The organism is Pseudomonas sp. C9, from assembly GCF_002000165.1.
Classification (GTDB): Bacteria; Pseudomonadota; Gammaproteobacteria; order Pseudomonadales; family Pseudomonadaceae; genus Aquipseudomonas.
Map to the genome: position 1 here is coordinate 3,969,995 of NZ_MPAK01000001.1, position 17,879 is coordinate 3,987,873.

Below are 17,879 nucleotides of genomic sequence, written 5' to 3' on the forward strand. Positions count from 1 at the left end.
CTCTACGCCAACTACGGGAGAAAAAACAAGCCCCGTTGGAGGCCCGGTTTTGCTCAGGTTGAGCGCACTAGTCGATCCACTAAAGCCTTCTTATTCTATGTCGCTGCTCAATTGTTTTAGAACGTTATAAGCAGCGTTCATAAGCGAAGCTTATTGGTAATGACATGCACTATTTTATGGCGGTTGCGTTACACATTAGTGCACTGTTAACGCAATCGCGTTACTTATAGAAACAGTCAATCAGCCGCGATAGTAGCGTTGTGCAACAAATGGCATTTTGCTTACAAGCAAAGGCACCTTTTTCCCACGGACAATCGCCCATACGGGTGTGTCGATGGCGATGTAGGCGCTGTCGAGGTAACCCATGGCCAAAGGACCTGCCAGGGTCGGGCCAAAACCGCCGCTGCATACGGCGCCGATGATGTCGCCAGCCTCGTTGACGATTTCCGCACCCTCACGCACAGGCGTGCGTTCCTGAGGCAGCAGGCCTACGCGCTTGCGGCTGACGCCACCTTGTTGTTGCGCGAATACGGTTTCAGCGCCAGGGAAGCCGCCGGCCCGCGCACCATCGGCACGACGCGGCTTGGAGATGGCCCACAGCAGGCTCGCTTCGATCGGGGTGGTCTCGGTGTTCATGTCGTGGCCGTAGAGGCACAGGCCGGCTTCCAGGCGCAGCGAGTCGCGCGCACCCAGGCCGATGGCGGCGACTTCTGGTTCGGCCAGGAGGGCGCGTGCCAGGGCTTCGGCATTGGCGGCCGGTACGGAGATTTCGAAGCCGTCTTCACCGGTGTAGCCCGAACGGCTGACGAAGCAGTCCACGCCCAGCAATTTCACGCGGGTGAACTGCATGAAGGTCATCTTCGCCACTTCAGGGGCCAGGCGCGCAAGCACGGTGACTGCGGCCGGACCTTGCAGGGCCAGCAAGGCGCGTTCTTCGAACAGAGGCTCAATGGTGCATTGCTCGCCAATGTGCTTGCGCAGGTGCGCCAGGTCCTGATCCTTGCAGGCTGCGTTGACCACCAGGAACAATTCGTCGTTACCGAGGTTGGCGACCATCAGGTCGTCGAGAATGCCACCGGTTTCATTGGTGAACATCGCGTAGCGCTGCATGCCCACCGGCAGGTCGATGATGTCCACCGGCACCAGGGTTTCCAGGGCCTTGGCGGCATTGGCGCCGGTCAGGCGGATCTGGCCCATGTGCGAGACATCGAACAGCCCGGCTTGATCGCGGGTGTGCTGGTGTTCTTTCATTACGCCAAGCGGGTATTGCACTGGCATGTCATAGCCGGCGAACGGCACCATGCGCGCGCCGAGTTCGATGTGCAGGGCGTGCAGCGGGGTTTTCAGCAATTGTTCGGTGGACATATTCAGCTCCTGAAAAAGTGTGCCAATGCGCGTGAGCATCAGCACTCGATAATGTTGACCGCCAAACCGCCACGGGCGGTTTCCTTGTATTTGCTTTTCATGTCGGCGCCAGTCTGGCGCATGGTGCGGATGACCTTGTCGAGGGAGACGAAGTGCTGACCGTCCCCACGCAGCGCCATGCGCACCGCATTGATGGCCTTCACCGAGCCCATGGCATTGCGCTCGATGCAAGGCACTTGCACCAGCCCGCCAATCGGGTCGCAAGTCAGGCCCAGGTTGTGTTCCATGCCGATTTCCGCCGCGTTTTCCACTTGCTGCACGGTCCCGCCAAGGACCTCGCACAAGGCGCCGGCGGCCATGGAACAGGCCACGCCGACCTCGCCCTGGCAACCGACTTCGGCGCCAGAGATCGAGGCGTTTTCTTTGTAGAGAATACCGATGGCCGCCGCGGTCAGCAGAAAGCGCACGACCCCGTCTTCATTGGCCCCCGGGATAAAGCGCATGTAGTAATGCAAAACCGCTGGAATGATCCCGGCTGCACCGTTAGTAGGCGCGGTGACGACGCGTCCGCCATTGGCGTTTTCTTCGTTGACCGCCAAGGCGTACAGGTTGACCCAGTCCAGCACCGACAGCGGATCGCGCAATGACGATTCCGGGTTCTTGCACAATTGTCGATGCAGGGCGGCGGCGCGGCGCTTGACCTTCAAGCCGCCGGGCAGAATGCCTTCGTTGCGGCAACCGGCGTCGACGCAGTCTTGCATCACTTGCCAGATTTTCAACAGGCCGGCGCGGGTTTCCGCTTCCGGGCGCCAGGCGCTTTCGTTGGTCAGCATCACCTGGCTGATGGACAGGCCGTAGGTGGTGCAATGACTGAGCAAGTCCTTGGCACTTTTGAACGGGAAGGTCAGCGGCGTGGCGTCTTCGACGATGCGGTCGGCGCCGGCGGCGTCTTCATCGACCACAAAACCACCACCGACCGAGTAGTACTCGCGGCTGCGGATCTGTAGGCCCGCCGCGTCGAACGCGCGAAAGATCATGCCGTTGGGGTGATAGGCCAACGGTTTGCGAATCATCGCCAGGTGTTCTTTCTCGTTGAACGCAATGCTGTGTTCGCCGAGCAGGTTCAAGCACCCGCTACCGCGAATTTCTTGCAAGCGCGCAGCAACGGTTTCGGTGTCCACGGTGTCCGGGTGTTCGCCTTCGAGGCCGAGCAACACAGCCTTGTCGCTGCCGTGGCCCTTGCCGGTGGCACCGAGCGAACCGTAGAGCTCGATTTTGACGCAGGTGGTTGCAGCCAGCAGTCCTTCACGGCGCAAACCTTCGGCGAAGCGTGCGGCGGCGCGCATCGGACCGACGGTGTGGGAGCTGGAGGGGCCGATGCCAATCTTGAACAGGTCGAACACGCTTAACGACATGGTTGTTCTCCGGTTTCTTGTTATAGGTATGGGCGAAATCTAAGGCTTGCCACAGAACCCTGTGGGAGCGGGCTTGCTCGCGAAAGCGGTGAGTCAGTCACCATGAATGTTTACTGACCCACCGCTTTCGCGAGCAAGCCCGCTCCCACAAGGGTTTTGTGGTGTTCTTGAAAGTGGGGCGGATCAACCGCCCCACACTGCTTTAAGCGTAGCTTTCGATCGACGGGCAGGCGCACACCAGGTTGCGATCGCCGAAGACGTTGTCGACGCGACCGACCGGTGGCCAGTATTTGCCTTCGATCAGCGAGGCAACTGGATACACCGCTTGCTCACGGCTGTACGGGTGGGTCCACTCGCCAACGATCTCTGCTGCGGTGTGCGGAGCGTTTTTCAGTGGGTTGTCGTCCTTGTCCAGCGTGCCGTTTTCCACAGCGCGGATTTCTTCGCGGATGCGGATCATGGCGTCGCAGAAACGGTCCAGTTCTTCCTTGGATTCGCTTTCGGTCGGCTCGATCATCAGCGTGCCAGCCACCGGGAACGACATGGTCGGCGCGTGGAAGCCGAAGTCGATCAGGCGCTTGGCGACGTCATCGACACTGATGCCGCTGCTGTCTTTCAACGGACGCAGGTCGAGGATGCATTCGTGCGCCACCAGGCCGTTGCTGCCGGTGTACAGCACTGGGTAGTGCTCTTCCAGGCGACGGGAGATGTAGTTGGCATTGAGGATCGCCAGCTGCGAAGCGCGCTTGAGGCCCGCACCGCCCATCATCGAAATGTACATCCAGGTGATCGGCAGAATGCTCGCGCTGCCGAACGGTGCTGCGCAGACTGCGCCTTCCTTGCGTTCCATCTGGGCGTGACCCGGCAGGAACGGGGTCAGGTGCGATTTCACGCCGATCGGGCCGACACCCGGGCCGCCACCGCCGTGCGGAATGCAGAAGGTCTTGTGCAGGTTCAGGTGCGACACGTCGCCGCCGAACTTGCCCGGTGCGCACAGGCCGACCATCGCGTTCATGTTGGCGCCGTCGATGTACACCTGGCCGCCGTTGTCATGAATGATGCCGCAGATCTCGCGGATGCCTTCTTCGAACACGCCGTGGGTCGACGGGTAGGTAATCATCAGCGCAGCGAGGTGTTCGCGGTGCTCGATGGCCTTGGCGCGCAGGTCTTCGATGTCGACGTTGCCGCGAGCATCGCAAGCGGTGACGACGACGCGCATGCCAGCCATGTTAGCGGTGGCCGGGTTGGTGCCGTGGGCGGACGACGGGATCAGGCAGATGTCGCGACGGTCTTCGCCACGGCTCTGGTGATAGGCGCGAATCGCCAGCAGGCCGGCGTATTCACCTTGCGAACCGGCGTTCGGTTGCAGCGAGATCGAGTCGTAGCCAGTCGCGGCGCACAGCATCGCTTCCAGTTCGTCGGTCAGTTGCTGGTAGCCGGCGCTTTGTTCGGCCGGGGCGAACGGGTGCAGGGCACCGAATTCAGCCCAGGTCACCGGGATCATTTCGCTGGCGGCGTTGAGTTTCATGGTGCACGAACCCAGCGGGATCATGGTGCGGTCCAGTGCCAAGTCTTTGTCGGCCAGCTTGCGCAGGTAGCGCATCAGCTCGGTTTCCGAGTGGTAGCGGTTGAACACTGGGTGGCTGAGGATCGGCGATTGGCGCACCAGCGACGCAGGAATGGTGCTCTGCACTACGGCTGCGAGGGCGGCGAAGTCCGGCAGGGTCTTGCCGTCGGCGAAAATACTCCACAGGGTTTCGATGTCAGCCTGGGTGGTGGTTTCGTCGACCGACAGGCCCACACGCTGAGCATCGACCACGCGCAGGTTGATGCGCTGGGCGCGCGCCTGATCGTGCAGCTTGGCGGTATTGGCGCCGGTGTTCAGGGTCAGGGTGTCGAAGAAGCTGGCTTGTTCAACGGTCAGGCCCAGTGCGCTCAAGCCTTTGGCCAGAATCGCCGTCAGGTGATGCACGCGATTGGCGATCTGGGTCAGGCCTTTCGGGCCGTGGTACACGGCGTACATGCTGGCGATGTTGGCCAGCAGCACTTGCGCGGTGCAGATGTTCGAAGTGGCTTTCTCGCGACGGATGTGTTGCTCGCGGGTTTGCATGGCCAGGCGCAGGGCCGGCTTGCCGAAACGGTCCACGGAAACACCGACCAGACGGCCCGGCATGTCACGCTTGAACGCATCTTTGGTGGAAAAGTACGCCGCGTGCGGGCCGCCGAAGCCCAGCGGTACGCCGAAGCGTTGGGCGCTGCCGATGGCCACGTCGGCACCGAATTCGCCTGGTGCGGTCAGCACGGTCAGGGCCAGCAGGTCGGCCGCTACGGCGACCAGTGCGTTGGCCGCGTGGAAACGTTCGGTCAGCGCGCGGTAATCGAACACGTCACCGTTGCTGGCCGGGTATTGCAGCAGCGCGCCGAAGAACGGCGTCACGTCGGTCAGTTCGAGTTCGTCGCCGACGACAACCTCGATGCCCAACGGCTCGGCACGGGTGCGCAGCACGTCGAGGGTTTGCGGGTGGCAATGCACGGAAGCGAAGAATTGGTGGCTGCCCTTGTTCTTGCTCAGGCGTTTGCAGAAGGTCATGGCTTCGGCAGCGGCGGTGGCTTCGTCAAGCAGGGAAGCGTTGGCAATCGGCAGGCCGGTCAGGTCGCTGATCAGGGTCTGGAAGTTCAGCAGCGCTTCGAGACGGCCCTGGGAGATTTCTGGCTGGTACGGGGTGTAGGCGGTGTACCAGGCCGGGTTTTCCAGCAGGTTGCGCAGGATCGGCGATGGCGTGTGGGTGCCGTAGTAGCCCTGGCCGATGTAAGTCTTGAACAGCTGGTTTTTACCGGCGATGGCTTTGATCGACGCCAGGGCATCGGCTTCGCTCAGGCCGTCTTCCAGGCCCAGGACGCTGGTGCCTTTGATGCTGTCGGGAATGACGCTGGCGCTCAGGGCTTCCAGGGAGTCGAAACCGAGGCTGTTGAGCATGGCTTGCTCGTCACCGGCGCGAGGGCCGATATGGCGGGCGATGAATTCGTTGGCGGTGGTCAGATTCACTTGGGTCATGTCAGCGCTCCTCAGGCTTCGGCGTTGGCTTTGATCAGGCGGTCGTAGGCATCCTGATCGAGCAATTGGGCGACCGCCGAGGCGTCGCTTGGCTGGAAGCGGAAGAACCAGCCTTCGCCCAGCGGATCTTCGTTGACCAGTTCAGGGCTGCTGTCCAGCGCCGGGTTCACTTCCAGCACCTCGCCGTCCAGTGGCATGTACACGCCGCTGGCGGCTTTTACCGATTCCACGGTGGCGGCTTCGGCGCCTTTGTCATAGGACTGCAGCTCAGGCAGTTGTACAAAAACCACGTCGCCCAAGGCGTTCTGTGCGAAAGCGGTGATGCCGACAGTAACGCTGCCGTCAGCTTCGGTGCGCAGCCATTCGTGGTCTTCAGTAAAACGCAACTCGCTCATGTGAACTCCTAAGGGGGGGCAGACTCGTCTGGTGGACGCTATTGAATGCTTGGGCAAAGCCCTGATTATGAGGACCACATTGCAAGAACACGGCCAATGTTGGTTTAGCCGTTATTTATCAATGACTTATGACGTTTTGCAGATTGGTTGAATTCACCGCGTGTAGCGAAATCGATACGGTCGGAGACGGGGGAGAAAGCCGAGGTGGATCAAAGCCTTGCACAGCCGTGATCGGGGAGGAGTGTAGCGATATCGTTCCGCTGTAGCGCTTTCAGTACAGATGGAGGTCGTTTTTGAACATGGACCCTGTAGGAGCCGAGCTTGCTCGCGATGGCGGTACTTCAGTCGAAATCAAAGGTGACTGAAGTACCGCCATCGCGAGCAAGCTCGGCTCCTACAGGGGGCTGTGGTGTTTGGGGGATTGTGATCCCGCCACAAGCTCAGGGCTTGTTGGGTATGCCGTACTTGCGCAACCGATGGGCAATCGCCGTGTGGGAAGTTTGCAGGCGGCTGGCCAGTTGGCGGGTCGAGGGGTAGCTGATATAGAGTTTTTCCAACAGGGTTTTTTCAAACGATTCCATGGCCTGTTCCAGGCTGTCGACTTCGCTGTCGTTCTGGCGCGCCACCGAGGTGCCGGCGATGTCGAGGTCGCCGATGTCGACCAGCGTGCTTTCGCAAATCGCCGCGGCACGGAAGATCACGTTCTGCAATTGCCGCACGTTGCCCGGCCAGCGATTGCCCAGCAACGCCGGGTAGGTGCCCGGTGCCAGGCGACAGACCGGGCGCTGGATTTGTGCACAGGCCTGCTGCATGAAATAGCGGGCGAGCAACAGAATGTCCTGGCCGCGTTCGCGCAGCGGCGGGACTTCAACGTTGAGCACATTGAGGCGATAGAACAGGTCTTCGCGAAAGCTGCCCTCGCTGACCATTTTTTCCAGGTCGCGGTGGGTGGCGCTGAGAATCCGCACATTGACCTTCACCTCGCGATCACCGCCAACGCGGCGAAAGCTGCCGTCATTGAGAAAACGCAGCAGTTTGGCCTGCAAGTACGGCGACATCTCGCCGATTTCATCCAGAAACACCGTGCCCTGGTTGGCCAGTTCCATCAGCCCCGGTTTGCCGCCCCGTTGCGCACCCGTGAAGGCGCCGGGGGCATAGCCGAACAGTTCGCTTTCGGCGAGGTTTTCTGGCAATGCCGCGCAGTTGAGCGCGAGGAATGGCGAACTGTGCCGAGCGCTGCTGGCGTGGCAGGCCCGTGCCACCAGTTCTTTGCCGGTGCCGGTTTCGCCCTGGATCAGCAGCGGCGCATCGAGGGCCGCGACCCGTTGTGCGCGCGCCTTGAGGGTGCGGATGACGGGTGACTCGCCCAGCAGCGCATCGAACCCTTCGGCATGGTCATGGTGCAGCGCCGAGAGGCGTTCGCCGATGCGGTTGGGTTGATACAAGGTCAACAGGGCGCCCGCGTCGGTGATCGGCGTGGCGTCCAGCAGCAATGTCTGACCGTCGACGGTGATTTCCCGCAGCGGCAGGCGAAAGCCATGCTCAAGCAGGGCGTCGAGCAGTGCCGGGTCGGCAAACAGGTCGGCGATGCTTTCGCCCGCCGGTTCACGACCGTACAACGCGATCAAGGCCGGGTTGGCCAGCAACACTTTGCCGGCACTGTCCAGCGCCAGGACCGGGTCGGTCATGGCCGCGAGCAAGGCATCGAGTTGCAGGTGTCGGCGCTGTCCGGGAAGAATGTCGACCACCGTCACCGCTTGCACACCACGCACGCTGAATAGCGCATCGCGCAGCTCTTCGAGAACTTGCGGGCTCAGGGTCGGGGCGTCGATGTAAACGTTGGGCGGCACCATCTCCACCGCATCCAGATTGAGGTTGCGCCCACCGAGCAGGGCCAGAACTTCCTGGGTAATACCGACGCGGTCGATGAAGCTGACGTGGATACGCATGGGGCGGTTCAGTGTTCTGAAGTGCGGAGGGTGGCAAGTATGCCTTGGCGCAGGGGATAAGGTGAAATTCGGTGCAGGATTTGCGGGCAACACAGAACCCCTGTGGGCGCGAGCAGGCTCGCTCCCACAGGGGACAGTGGATTACTCGAAGTCTTTGATATCTACCGGGTCGCCGGATTTCATGTCCAACTGCTTGCGTATGTCTTCAAACATCAAGTCGTAATGTTTGTGTACCGAGCCGATCTGGCTATGGGTCTTTGGAATGCCGTACTTCTCGGCGATCGCTGTCACGTTTCTGGCGAAGTTGTAAGCCTCCTCCTTGGGCAGAAAGAAGGTCTCTTTCATGTCCTTCCCTTGCATGCTGCCATGCAGGGTGAACTGAATTCCTTTCACCCCTTTATCATTTTTGCTGACTTCATAGTCGAGCTTCACGTCGTAGCTGACATCGTCCTTGGTCAACGCGTGTCGCTCGATGTGTAAATGACCTGGCTCAAACAGTGCCATAGACGTTTCTCCCTACAAGTAAGTAATGCCAGGTTTCGCCGTGCTGATGCGCGTACCTGCCTTGCCCTGGACGATCGCTTCGATGTCCGAGAGTGAACCGATCACCGCGACCTTTCCAGTATGGCGTGCGAATTCACAGGCTGCCTGCACCTTGGGCCCCATGGAGCCGGCGGCGAAGCCAAGTTTTTCCATTTCATCCGGGTGAGCCTGGCCGATGGCTTTCTGGGTCGGCTTTCCGTAGTCGATGAACGCGGCGCTGACGTCGGTGGCGATCACCAGAATATCGGCTTCAAGCTGTTCGGCCAGCAGCGCCGAGCACAGGTCTTTATCGATCACCGCTTCGACACCTTCCAGTACGCCGGGTGAGGTGTACATGGTCGGGATGCCGCCACCGCCGGCGCAGATCACGATGCTGCCTTTTTCCAGCAGCCACTTGATCGGGCGGATCTCGAAAATGCGTTTTGGTTTGGGGCTGGCCACCACGCGACGGAATTTGTCGCCGTCCGGGGCAATCGCCCAGCCTTTTTCGGCGGCGAGTTTTTCCGCTTCGGCCTTGGCATATACCGGGCCGATCGGCTTGGTAGGGTTTTGAAAGGCCGGGTCTTTGGGGTCGACTTCAACCTGGGTGAGCAGGGTGGCGAAGGGCACTTCGAAGTCCAGCAGGTTGCCCAGTTCCTGTTCGATGATGTAGCCGATCATGCCTTCGGTTTCGGCACCGAGCACGTCCAGCGGGTAGGGGGAAACCGAGGTGTAGGCCGCGGCTTGCAGCGACAACAGGCCGACCTGCGGACCATTGCCGTGGGCGATTACCAGTTGGTTACCGGCATGGACCTTGGCAATTTGTTCGGTGGCGATCCGGATGTTGGCGCGCTGATTGTCCGCGGTCATGGGTTCACCACGGCGGAGCAGGGCGTTACCGCCCAAAGCGACGACGATACGCATAATGGCAATCCTTCCAGAAAAACAGTGAGATGCGGTCATTGTGGGAGCCTGGCTTGCCAGCGATGCAGACGCCTCGGTGAATCAGTTACAACGAGGTGATGCCATCGTCGGAACGCCGCCCGGGGCAAGCCCGGCTCCCACAAAAGTCAGCTCCCACATTGACTGAGTCCAGTCAGTGGGAGCCGGGTGCGCCGTTAAAGGTCAGCCAAAGTCGACACCAGAATCGCCTTGATGGTGTGCATGCGGTTTTCCGCTTGCTCGAAGGCGATGCAGGCCGGCGACTCGAACACGTCATCAGTCACTTCGATGCCGTTCTTCAGGTTTGGGTACTGCTCGGCAATCTGCTTGCCGATTTTGGTATCACTGTTGTGGAAGGCCGGCAGGCAGTGCATGAACTTGGTGCGCGGGTTGCCGGTGGCTTTCATCAGTTCGGCGTTGACCTGGTACGGCAGCAGTTGCTGGATACGCTCGGCCCAGGCTTCAACGGGTTCGCCCATCGACACCCAGACGTCGGTGTGGATGAAGTCCACGCCTTTGACCGCGGCTTTCGGGTCTTCGGTCAGGGTGATGCGAGCACCGCTTTCTTCCGCATATTGCTTGCAGCGAGCCACCAGGTCGTCAAGCGGCCACAGGGCTTTTGGCGCGCAGATGCGCACGTCCATGCCCAGCTTGGCGCCGATCAGCAGCAGCGAGTTACCCATGTTGTTACGGGCGTCGCCCAGGTAGGCGTAGCTGATGTCGTGGATCGGCTTGTCGGCGTGTTCACGCATGGTCAGCACGTCGGCGATCATTTGCGTCGGGTGGTATTCATCGGTCAGGCCGTTGAACACGGGTACGCCGGCAAACTTGGCCAGTTCTTCGACGATTTCCTGCTTGAAGCCACGGTATTCAATGGCGTCGTACATGCGCCCCAATACGCGGGCGGTGTCTTTCATGCTTTCTTTGTGGCCGATCTGCGAGGAGTTCGGGTCGATGTAGGTGACGTTGGCGCCCTGGTCATAGGCCGCGACTTCGAACGCACAGCGGGTACGGGTCGAGGTTTTTTCGAAGATCAGCGCGATGTTGTTGCCTTTGAGGTGTTGCTGCTCGGTGCCGGTGTATTTGGCGCGCTTGAGGTCGCGGGACAGGTCGAGCAGGTAGCGCAATTCGCGAGGGGTGTGGTGTTCCAGGCTCAGCAAATTACGGTTGTGAATATTAAAAGCCATGATGGATCTCCTTTGGTGTCGGTTATCCCCTTGGTCGCGCATGCCCTGGGGTACAGGGCTGCGCCGGCCAAGGCTGAAGGTTAGTAGTCGATTGGGTCGCGAATGATCGGGCAGGTCATGCAGTGGCCGCCGCCACGCCCACGTCCCAGCTCGCCTGCGCTGATAGTGATGACTTCGATGCCCGCCTTGCGCAGCAAGGTGTTGGTGTAGGTGTTGCGGTCATAACCGATCACCACGCCTGGCTCCACAGCCACCACGTTGTTGCCGTCGTCCCACTGTTCGCGCTCGGCGGCGAAGCTGTTGCCGCCGGTTTCCACCACGCGCAACGCTTTCAGGTTGAGGGCCTTGGCCACGGTGTCGAGGAAGCTGGCGTCTTCGCGTCGGATGTCGATGCCACCCGGTTTTTTCTCATCCGGACGCAGGGTGAAGGCGACGATCTGATTGACGACTTCAGGGAAAACCGTGACGAGGTCGCGGTCACAGAAGCTGAACACGGTATCGAGGTGCATCGCTGCACGGGATTTCGGCAGACCGGCGACGATGACTTTTTCGACCGCTTTGTTTTTGAACAGGCTTTGCGCCAGCAGGCCAATGGCCTGGCGGGACGAGCGTTCGCCCATGCCGATCAGCACCACGCCGTTGCCGATTGGCATCACGTCGCCCCCCTCCAGGGTGGAGCTACCGTGTTCCTGGTCCGGGTCGCCGTACCAGACCTGGAAGTCGGCGTTGGTGAATTCCGGGTGGAATTTGTAGATGGCGGTGGCCAGCAGGGTTTCCTGGCGGCGCGCCGGCCAGTACATCGGGTTCAGGGTCACGCCACCGTAGATCCAGCACGTGGTATCGCGAGTGAACTGGGTGTTGGGCAATGGCGGCAGAATGAAGCTTGAGTGGCCGAGGAAGTCGCGGAACATCTCGATGGCTTTACCGCCGAAACTGGTCGGCAGGTCATCGGCGGAGACGCCGCCGATCAGGAATTCGGCGATCTTGCGTGGCTCCAGGCTGCGCAGCCACGAGCTGGTTTCATTGATCAGGCCCAGGCCCACCGAGTTAGCGGTGATCTTGCGCTCCAGAATCCAGTCGAGCGCTTCCGGAATCGCAACGATGTCGGTCAGCAGGTTGTGCATTTCCAGCACATCGATGTTGCGTTCGCGCATTTTGGTGACGAAGTCGAAATGGTCACGCTTGGCTTGGGCGACCCAAAGCACATCATCAAACAGCAGTTCGTCACAGTTGTTCGGGGTCAGCCGCTGGTGGGCCAGGCCTGGGGAGCAAACCATGACTTTGCGCAGTTTGCCGGCTTCGGAATGCACGCCGTACTTAACTTTTTCCGTGGTCATTACAGTGATCCTCCAGATGACAAATTATTCAGGTGTTACAGGGTCAGGAAGCCGGAATACAGCCCATAGGCCGCCACCACGGCGCCTATGATTACGGCTGCAAAAATCAGCTTCTCGACGTTGGTGAAAACAGGTTTGCCCAGTTCACGCTTGGCCTTGGCGAACAGGATTACGCCGGGCGCATAGAGCAGGGCGGACAGCAGCAGGTATTTGGTGCCGCCGGCGTAGACCAGCCAGACCGCGTAGATCACCGAGATGGCGCCGATCAACAGGTCCTTGGTGCGCTCGCCCGAGTCGTTTTCGTAAGTCTCGCCGCGCACCGCCAGCAGCAGCGCGTAAGCCGCCGACCACAGGTAAGGCACCAGAATCATCGAGGTGGCGAGGTAGATCAGCGACAGGTAAGTACTGGCCGAAAACAGCGTGATGATCAGGAACAGCTGCACCATCGCGTTGGTCAGCCACAGCGCGTTGACCGGCACATGGTTGGCGTTTTCCTTGCGCAGGAACTCCGGCATGGTGTGGTCCTTGGCCGCGGCGAACATGATCTCCGCACACAGCAGCACCCACGAAAGCAACGCCCCCAGCAGCGAGATGATCAGGCCTACGCTGATCAGCACCGCGCCCCAGTGACCGACCACATGCTCCAGCACGGCCGCCATCGACGGGTTCTGCAGCTTGGCCAGTTCCGGTTGAGTCATGATGCCCAGCGACAGCACGTTCACCAGCACCAGAAACAGCAGCACAGTGATGAAACCGATGACGGTGGCTTTACCTACATCGGTGCGTTTTTCTGCGCGGGCCGAGAAAATGCTCGCGCCCTCGATGCCGATGAACACCCAGACGGTGACCAGCATCATCTTGCGTACCTGGTTCATCACGCTGCCCAGGTCCGGGTTTTTCACGCCCCAGATGTCAGCGGTGAAAATGTCCAGTTTGAAGGCGAAAATCGCGATCAACACAAACAGCACCAGCGGCACGATTTTGGCGACCGTGGTTACCAGGTTGATGAACGCGGCTTCCTTGATCCCCCGCAACACGAGGAAATGCACGCCCCAGAGCAGCACCGATGCACCGATCACGGCAGCTACCGTGTTGCCTTCACCGAAAATCGGGAAGAAGTAACCCAGGGTGCTGAACAAGAGTACGAAGTACCCGACGTTGCCCAACCACGCACTGATCCAGTAACCCCAGGCGGAAGAGAAACCCATGTAGTCGCCGAAACCGGCCTTGGCGTAGGCGTATACCCCGCCGTCCAGATCAGGCTTTCGGTTGGCCAGGGTCTGGAAGACAAACGCCAGGGTCAGCATGCCGACGGCGGTGATGGCCCAGCCGATCAGTACGGCGCCAACGTCAGCACTGGCGGCCATGTTTTGTGGCAAGGAGAAGATCCCGCCACCAATCATTGAGCCGACAACCAGAGCAACCAACGCGCCAAGTTTCAGTTTTGCGGGGGATTCAGACATCGCATGACTCCAGTGCAGGAGAAGAGAGACAACAGAGTAGTTCTGTTAGCTGTTCGAACATCTGACTTAGATCAGTGCATGAGCACATTCCATTGTTAATTAAAGACTTTTGGATGCTTTTAGGTCCGGATACGGATGGCCGGAGAAGCCTAATCCAGAGGCCTCGCTCAGAGCTAGCCGGAATAAGCGAGCTTTGCTGGCGATCTTTAAGTTAGTTCTTTTTGGCGTTTCCGCAAATATTTGGCGCCTGTTTTTGGTGCGGAGTTGATTTATTAGGATTAACCCACAAAATCGCTCTTTGCCATGACGGTCATAGAATGTTCGGTTATAAATAAATGACCGTGACATGGCGTTATCTAATAAACGTTATTACGCTGTATCTATTTAGTTAAAACCTGTCATGTGACGGTTTTATAACCATGGTCGCCCGGCCGCATTTGGAAAAAAGTGGAGACGCAGGAATGTCACAACCGACGCAAAAGCTTCGCCTGAGCGCGTTGATCGCCTTGGTGGTGGGCTCGATGATTGGCGGGGGGATTTTCTCGTTGCCGCAGAACATGGCGGCGCGAGCCGATGCGGGGGCGGTGCTGATCGGCTGGGCCATCACTGCGGTCGGCATGCTGACCCTGGCGTTCGTCTTCCAGACCCTGGCCAATCGCAAGCCTGAACTGGATTCCGGGGTGTATGCCTACGCCAAGGCCGGCTTCGGCGACTACATGGGATTTTCCTCCGCTTGGGGTTACTGGATCAGCGCCTGGCTGGGCAACGTCGGTTATTTCGTGTTGCTGTTCAGCACCCTCGGTTATTTCTTTCCGGTCTTTGGCCAGGGCAACACACCCGTCGCCATCGGCTGTGCCTCGGTGCTGCTGTGGGCCGTGCATTTCCTGGTGATGCGCGGGATCAAGGAGGCGGCGTTCATCAATCAAGTGACCACCGTGGCCAAGATCGTGCCGCTGATCATGTTCATCGTCATCGCCGCCGTCGCTTTCAAGGCGGACATTTTTACCCGGGACATCTGGGGCCGCAGCAACCCGAATTTTGGCGGGGTGATGGACCAGGTTCGCAACATGATGCTGGTGACGGTGTTCGTCTTCATCGGGATCGAGGGCGCCAGTGTCTACTCGGCCCGGGCGGAGAAACGGTCGGACGTGGGACGGGCGACGGTCATCGGTTTTATCGGGGTGCTGGCCTTGCTGGTGCTGGTGAACGTGTTGTCGCTGGGCATCATGAGCCAGCCAGAATTGGCCAACCTGCAGAACCCGTCGCTGGCGGCCGTGCTGGAACATATCGTCGGCCCCTGGGGGGCGTTGCTGATCAGCGTCGGCCTGGCGATATCGCTGCTGGGGGCTTTGCTGTCCTGGGCGCTGCTGTGTGCTGAGATCCTGTTCGCCACGGCCAAAGACAAGACCATGCCCGCCTTCCTGAAAAAGGAAAACGCCAACCACGTGCCGGTGAATGCGCTGTGGCTGACCAACGTGATGATCCAGCTCTTTCTGCTGATCACGCTGTTTTCCGCCGGCACTTACACCAGCCTGATCTACCTCGCGTCGTCGATGATTCTGGTGCCGTACCTGTGGTCGGCAGCGTATGCGGTGTTGTTGAGCGGGCGCGGCGAAACCTACGAGCACGCCAGCGCCGAGCGCACCAAGGACCTGATGATCGGCGGTATCGCGCTGGGGTATGCGGTGTGGTTGCTGTATGCCGGCGGGGTCAAATATTTGCTGCTGTCGGCGTTGTTGTATGCGCCGGGGGTGATTCTGTTCGCCAAGGCCAAGCATGAGCAAGGCGAGCCATTGTTCACGCATGTCGAGAAGGGCATTTTTACCTGCGTCATGATTGGTGCCGGGTTGGCCGCGTATGGTCTGTACAGCGGGTTGCTGTCGTTGTGAGGTTGTTGCTGGCCTATCAGCCGCCGTATGACTGGTCGGCGATGCTGGGATTTTTGTCGGTGCGGGCGGTGGCCGGGATGGAGGCCGTGGCCGACGGGGTCTACTCGCGCAGCATCGGGTTGAACGGTGTCTACGGTACGTTTTCGATAGGACCGTCAGACGCTGACGCCCTTGAACTGACTCTGGATTTTCCGGATGCGATGGCCGTGCCCGGGATCGTGGCGCGGCTGCGTCGGATGTTTGATCTGGATGCGGATTTGCCAGCGATCCACCGCCAGTTGGCACGGGACCCGTTGATGAAACGCCTGATTGCCCAGCGTCCGGGCTTGCGGGTGCCGGGGGCCTGGGATGGATTGGAGTTGGCGATTCGAGCGGTGTTGGGGCAACAGATCACCGTGGGCGCGGCGATCCGCCTGGCGGGCAAACTCGTGGCGCAGTATGGCGCGCCGTTGCAGTCGCCGCTGGCGGGATTGACCCATGTGTTTCCTGAGTCGGCCGTGTTGGCGAACGCGGATCTGGCGGCATTGGGCATGCCGAAAAGCCGGGGGCGAACCTTGTCCGGTGTGGCTCAGGCGTTGCGGGATGATCCTCGGTTGTTTGAGCCGGGCCGAGAAGATGGCGTGGCGCGGCTACTCGCCTTGCACGGGATTGGTGACTGGACGGCGCAGTACATTGCGTTGCGCCAGTTGCGCGAGCCGGATGCGTTTCCGTCTGGGGATGTGGGATTGATCAAGGCACTGGCAGCGTTGGAAAACGGACCGGTGACGGGTCGGGACCTGTTGTCGCGAGCCGAGGCGTGGCGACCTTATCGAGGGTATGCGGCGCAGTTGCTCTGGACATCACTCAGCCGCTCTGACTGAGCTGTTTGTTCTGGCCCCATCGCGGGCAAGCCCGCTCCCACAGTGGATCTGTGCCGATCACAAAACCTGTGGGAGCGGAGCTTGCCCGCGATGGGGCCAGAATCATCACCACCACTGCGCACGATGGGAACCCAACTCTGTCGCGGGTAGCCCCCACTGCAACGGTGTCCCGGTGATTTTCAACGGCACATGAAGCCGATGCGCCGGCCCCCAAGGCGTCTGCTCAATCACAATCCCTTGATCGTTGTCATCCTCTGCCTGCAACGGTTCTTGCACCCCGGCACCCTGTTCAATCAACAGTTTCGCCGTCCGCGCCAACGACAACCGCGCCGAACCCCCACGCCCCAATAAAATGACAGCCGCAGCCGCCATCAAATACCCGGTGGCGTGATCGAGCGCCTGCACCGGCAAGGGTGTCGGTTTGTCCGCGTGTTTCCACTGCATCCCGGCGTCGCAAATCCCGCTGCTCATCTGCACCAGGCTGTCGAAGCCACGGCGGTTCTGCCACGGGCCGCTCCAGCCATAGGCGTTGAGGCTGACATCCAGCAGGCCCGGCGCCAGTGTCCGGCGCTCGGCAACGCCATAGCCCAAGCGTTCCAGTGCATCGGCGCGGTAACCGTGCAAAAGGATGTCCGCTTCCTTGAGCAGGGTTTCGAATACAGCGCGATCATCTTTACTGTGCAGATCCAAGCGCGCACAGCGTTTGCCCAAGGTCACCTCCGGTACCACGCCGGGTTCGTTCCAGGTCGGCGGGTCAATGCGCAGCACCTGCGCACCGAGGCCCGCGAGAAAACGGCTGGCGACCGGACCTGCCAGCACGCGGGTCAAGTCCAGCACCTTGATCCCGGCCAGTGGCTGGGCCACGGAGCCGCGCCACGCTTTGGCGGGGTGGCCGCTGGCGTCGCTGAACTGAATCAATGGCTCGGCGTTGACGGCCAACCCTTGCGGGTGCCGCTGCCATTGCGCCCACGTGCGCATTTCGGCGGCGCAGCCCCCGGCGTCGACCACCGCCTGCTCCAGAGCGCTTTTGGCCCAATGCGCCACTTTGCTCGTCATCGCCGCGCGGTCAACGCAGGTGCCAAGCACGCTTTCAGCCGCTACCCGGTGATGGGGGGCGTTGGTGTGCAGGCGGATCCAGCCGTCATTCGTCGCGTAGTCACCGGCCACCGGGTCCCACATCGGCGGAACGCTCCAGCCGACGGGGCGGATCGACGTGGCGAACCAGAAAGAGGCAAGGCGGCGGTCGACTTCAACCCCCGGCAAGCGACCGGTGTGCTGCCGCAATAGCTCGCTGACAGCCTGTCCGGCGGCGGCAATGCTGGCGCAGGCCAGATCGGTCACGGCAAACGCCGAGGGCAGGGCGCCGCTCGACGTGAAAGGTATGGGGGTGTGAGGCAAGCCGAGTGCGGCTTGAATGGACGTGAGTAAATCAGTCATCGAAGGCCCTCCGGAACGAGAGCCCGAGCATAGTTCAAAACGGCTGACAGACCAGATGATCGT

General features: G+C 60.5%; 13 protein-coding genes. 2 read left to right on the forward strand and 11 right to left on the reverse strand.

The window, feature by feature from the left end; all coding sequences use genetic code 11:
• Window positions 1–240 precede the first annotated feature (240 nt).
• From gcvT to arcD (BMS17_RS18560), 10 genes are all read right to left on the reverse strand, one after another.
• Window positions 241–1,365 carry a glycine cleavage system aminomethyltransferase GcvT gene (gene gcvT / locus BMS17_RS18515; protein ID WP_077432198.1) on the reverse strand — a complete coding sequence of 375 codons (1,125 nt, stop codon included), beginning with the start codon at window positions 1,363–1,365 and terminating at the stop codon, window positions 241–243.
• 38 nt (window positions 1,366–1,403) lie between these two features.
• The gene (locus tag BMS17_RS18520) at window positions 1,404–2,780 is read right to left on the reverse strand and encodes an L-serine ammonia-lyase (protein WP_077431379.1); all 1,377 of its coding nucleotides are present in this window, start codon (window positions 2,778–2,780) and stop codon (window positions 1,404–1,406) included.
• 202 nt (window positions 2,781–2,982) lie between these two features.
• Complete coding sequence (gcvP, locus tag BMS17_RS18525; protein ID WP_046032053.1) at window positions 2,983–5,835, reverse strand: aminomethyl-transferring glycine dehydrogenase; 2,853 nt, start codon at window positions 5,833–5,835, stop codon at window positions 2,983–2,985.
• An 11-nt stretch (window positions 5,836–5,846) separates the two neighbouring features.
• Window positions 5,847–6,230: a glycine cleavage system protein GcvH gene (gene gcvH / locus BMS17_RS18530; protein ID WP_046032052.1), complete on the reverse strand. Its 384-nt coding sequence runs from the start codon at window positions 6,228–6,230 to the stop codon at window positions 5,847–5,849.
• A gap of 440 nt (window positions 6,231–6,670) precedes the next feature.
• Window positions 6,671–8,179, reverse strand: a complete 1,509-nt coding sequence (locus BMS17_RS18535) for a sigma-54-dependent transcriptional regulator (protein ID WP_046032051.1) — start codon at window positions 8,177–8,179, stop codon at window positions 6,671–6,673.
• A gap of 141 nt (window positions 8,180–8,320) precedes the next feature.
• Entirely contained in the window at window positions 8,321–8,683 is a 363-nt protein-coding gene (locus BMS17_RS18540; RefSeq protein ID WP_046032050.1) for a DUF5064 family protein, read from the reverse strand.
• A 12-nt stretch (window positions 8,684–8,695) separates the two neighbouring features.
• On the reverse strand, window positions 8,696–9,625 hold the full coding sequence (arcC, locus tag BMS17_RS18545) for a carbamate kinase (RefSeq protein ID WP_046032049.1): 930 nt from the start codon (window positions 9,623–9,625) through the stop codon (window positions 8,696–8,698).
• A gap of 194 nt (window positions 9,626–9,819) precedes the next feature.
• Window positions 9,820–10,830, reverse strand: a complete 1,011-nt coding sequence (locus BMS17_RS18550; protein ID WP_046032048.1) for an ornithine carbamoyltransferase — start codon at window positions 10,828–10,830, stop codon at window positions 9,820–9,822.
• Window positions 10,831–10,910: 80 nt separating this feature from the next.
• Window positions 10,911–12,167 (reverse strand): arginine deiminase, encoded by a 1,257-nt coding sequence (gene arcA / locus BMS17_RS18555; RefSeq protein ID WP_077431380.1) that lies wholly within the window; start codon window positions 12,165–12,167, stop codon window positions 10,911–10,913.
• A 35-nt stretch (window positions 12,168–12,202) separates the two neighbouring features.
• A complete protein-coding gene (arcD, locus tag BMS17_RS18560; protein ID WP_077431381.1) occupies window positions 12,203–13,630 on the reverse strand; it encodes an arginine-ornithine antiporter in 1,428 nt (475 codons plus the stop codon).
• A 461-nt stretch (window positions 13,631–14,091) separates the two neighbouring features.
• Here arcD (BMS17_RS18560) and arcD (BMS17_RS18565) point away from each other — a divergent pair, with 461 nt between their 5' ends.
• The gene (gene arcD / locus BMS17_RS18565) at window positions 14,092–15,519 is read left to right on the forward strand and encodes an arginine-ornithine antiporter (protein ID WP_046032045.1); all 1,428 of its coding nucleotides are present in this window, start codon (window positions 14,092–14,094) and stop codon (window positions 15,517–15,519) included.
• Complete coding sequence (locus BMS17_RS18570) at window positions 15,516–16,379, forward strand: DNA-3-methyladenine glycosylase (RefSeq protein WP_077431382.1); 864 nt, start codon at window positions 15,516–15,518, stop codon at window positions 16,377–16,379. Before arcD (BMS17_RS18565) ends, BMS17_RS18570 begins: the two co-directional genes overlap by 4 nt.
• A gap of 105 nt (window positions 16,380–16,484) precedes the next feature.
• Here the strand turns inward: BMS17_RS18570 and BMS17_RS18575 are convergent, their stop codons facing one another.
• Window positions 16,485–17,816: a CoA transferase gene (locus BMS17_RS18575; protein WP_077431383.1), complete on the reverse strand. Its 1,332-nt coding sequence runs from the start codon at window positions 17,814–17,816 to the stop codon at window positions 16,485–16,487.
• Window positions 17,817–17,879 lie beyond the last annotated feature (63 nt).

What these genes read in the sequence shown, in the direction of transcription:
- arcC (WP_046032049.1), bottom strand. Translation starts at nt 9,625, where the DNA reads ATGCGTATCGTCGTCGCTTTGGGCGGTAACGCCCTGCTCCGCCGTGGT.
- gcvT (WP_077432198.1), bottom strand. Translation starts at nt 1,365, where the DNA reads ATGTCCACCGAACAATTGCTGAAAACCCCGCTGCACGCCCTGCACATC.
- arcD (WP_077431381.1), bottom strand. Translation starts at nt 13,630, where the DNA reads ATGTCTGAATCCCCCGCAAAACTGAAACTTGGCGCGTTGGTTGCTCTG.
- gcvP (WP_046032053.1), bottom strand. Translation starts at nt 5,835, where the DNA reads ATGACCCAAGTGAATCTGACCACCGCCAACGAATTCATCGCCCGCCAT.
- BMS17_RS18535 (WP_046032051.1), bottom strand. Translation starts at nt 8,179, where the DNA reads ATGCGTATCCACGTCAGCTTCATCGACCGCGTCGGTATTACCCAGGAA.
- arcA (WP_077431380.1), bottom strand. Translation starts at nt 12,167, where the DNA reads ATGACCACGGAAAAAGTTAAGTACGGCGTGCATTCCGAAGCCGGCAAA.
- BMS17_RS18575 (WP_077431383.1), bottom strand. Translation starts at nt 17,816, where the DNA reads ATGACTGATTTACTCACGTCCATTCAAGCCGCACTCGGCTTGCCTCAC.
- gcvH (WP_046032052.1), bottom strand. Translation starts at nt 6,230, where the DNA reads ATGAGCGAGTTGCGTTTTACTGAAGACCACGAATGGCTGCGCACCGAA.
- BMS17_RS18520 (WP_077431379.1), bottom strand. Translation starts at nt 2,780, where the DNA reads ATGTCGTTAAGCGTGTTCGACCTGTTCAAGATTGGCATCGGCCCCTCC.
- arcD (WP_046032045.1), top strand. Translation starts at nt 14,092, where the DNA reads ATGTCACAACCGACGCAAAAGCTTCGCCTGAGCGCGTTGATCGCCTTG.
- BMS17_RS18550 (WP_046032048.1), bottom strand. Translation starts at nt 10,830, where the DNA reads ATGGCTTTTAATATTCACAACCGTAATTTGCTGAGCCTGGAACACCAC.
- BMS17_RS18540 (WP_046032050.1), bottom strand. Translation starts at nt 8,683, where the DNA reads ATGGCACTGTTTGAGCCAGGTCATTTACACATCGAGCGACACGCGTTG.